This is a genomic window from Endoryza foliicola (genome assembly GCF_050589245.1).
GTDB classification, from domain to species: domain Bacteria; phylum Bacteroidota; class Bacteroidia; order Chitinophagales; family Chitinophagaceae; genus Endoryza; species Endoryza foliicola.
On the sequence record NZ_JBOBEW010000026.1, the window covers coordinates 1 to 1,939 of the forward strand.

Consider the following 1,939-nt stretch of genomic DNA (forward strand, 5'->3'; position numbering starts at 1 on the left):
CTTTGAGTTAGAAGCAGCCCTCCGTTCGGGATGTTGATGCCCAACCGCTCTTATACCGCCGGAAGCCAGTTTAGATATGGGTTTAATGGGAAGGAAAATGATAATGATGTTAAAGGAACCGGAAACCAACAAGACTACGGCATGCGGATTTATGATCCGAGAATTGGGAAGTTTTTGAGTGTGGATCCATTGACAAAAAAATTTAGCCATTACTCTCCTTACACATTTGCTGCGAATAGTCCAGTTGACTTGATTGATCTTATTGGAAACGAACCAGTTAAGCCATTGACATGGGCAAAGAAAATTTGGTATTCTTTAATGGGTCAAGACTACTTAATACGCTTAAATGAGTTTGCGGTAACGAATAAAATTGATGAATCGAATATCTTCTATTATAACTATGAAAATAGGAGTTTCGCAATAATTATTGATACGAGAATTGACCCTTACTCGAAAGAGCCTGTAGAAAAAAAACATGTATTCAGAGAGAACTATATACGTTCAGGAACAATTTCAAGTTTGAGTCCGAGGAATGACAGCTACTATGCTGAAATTGATAACTACTTTGATGATGAAGGCAGACCAATACCTACGGAAGATGATCAAAGTGAAATGACAATTGTTTGGGGAGGAGGGCCTGGAAGACTTAAAAATGCAAGTACTTTAGTTAGTGGAGTAGCGTTGATGGGAAAATCAGGCAGTAAGATTTGGACAGTTTATACATTTTTAACAAATGTGCCTAAAAGTGGTAAATATTTTGGAATTACTATAGATTACGCCAGAAGAATGGCGCAGCATGGTGCTCGAATTATAGGGAATCCGAGTAAGCTAGTAGAAAATATCCCAAATAAAATGACGGCAAAAGGTATTGAACAATTATTTATTGAGTGGGGAAGAAAAAAAGGAATAATTACTCAGCAGATAAATAGTATTAGCAAAAATAATACTCAGTACGATAAGGCATTAAAACTAGCTGAAGATTTTCTGAAGAAAAATTATGGAAATAAATTTGATTTTCTGTTTTCAAAATAATGGCAATGAAAAGAATTAAAAATGGTGACATCATTGAAATTTCGCTTGAAAATTCATTTGGGTTTGCCTATGCAAAATACTTGAAGGCAAACTTAGTATGGAAAGGACTTAATCTCCCTGATATACTTAGAGTTTTCTTATACACTAGCAAAATGCCGTTAACAAACACTTCAGTAATAAATGAAGAACTACTTCTTTTTGCCCCGATCTCTATATCAGGGTCTATATATAAACAACAATGGAGACACCGAATAGTTGGCAACAGCGAGATTCGAATACAAGATTATTTTTTACCCTTTGTCAAGAGTAAATGGCCCCCTTTGGATCCGGATACTAACCAATGGGTTTACTTTGAAAACTTAGGAGATACAAGCACTTTGAAAGAAGCCTCGTATGAACAGGTTAGACATTTGGAGTTTTCAAGGCAACTAGCATTGCAAAATCTGCCATTTAAAATAACTCTTGAGTTGATGAAACTTGAAGATTATAATATTGAAACACTTAAAAATAATTTGAGTTGGATAGAGAAAGCTGAATTTGACTGTTCTTATGATTTACCGCCATATTCAAAATTACCAGATGAAATAAAGGGTAGAGTGGCAAGTATTTAAACTAAAAGCACTCAGATGGCTTGTTGATTTATTAACAGATTTGAAAAGTATTTTATTGTGAAATTTATTTATTCATAAAATATTAAATTTCAATTTTATCTCTTTGTTATCTTTGAACCCTTAAAGAATTAGATTGTTTTTAACAAGTCTGTTTTTAAAGCTTAGATATCACATCATTATGGCTTGTTTGATCTCAGAATATGAAAATACCTTCTCGATTATTTACTACATCAAATTCTATTGCAATTATTGATACATATCAGAGAGGAAAAAATCAGATGAAAAGGTTCAATAGA

2 protein-coding genes are annotated in these 1,939 nt (G+C 33.6%); both read left to right on the top strand.

Features of this window, described 5'->3' with window-relative positions; all coding sequences use genetic code 11:
- Positions 1–30 precede the first annotated feature (30 nt).
- A complete protein-coding gene (locus tag ACQ2HE_RS19845) occupies positions 31–1,032 on the top strand; it encodes an RHS repeat domain-containing protein (RefSeq protein WP_430902508.1) in 1,002 nt (333 codons plus the stop codon).
- Positions 1,033–1,037: 5 nt separating this feature from the next.
- Positions 1,038–1,643, top strand: coding sequence for an Imm26 family immunity protein (locus ACQ2HE_RS19850; RefSeq protein WP_430901927.1), 606 nt, complete (start codon positions 1,038–1,040; stop codon positions 1,641–1,643).
- The last annotated feature ends 296 nt before the right edge of the window (positions 1,644–1,939 follow it).

Bases quoted from the DNA above. Each gene is read 5' to 3' on its own strand.
- ACQ2HE_RS19845 (WP_430902508.1), top strand. From the start codon at position 31: ATGTTGATGCCCAACCGCTCTTATACCGCCGGAAGCCAGTTTAGATAT.
- ACQ2HE_RS19850 (WP_430901927.1), top strand. From the start codon at position 1,038: ATGAAAAGAATTAAAAATGGTGACATCATTGAAATTTCGCTTGAAAAT.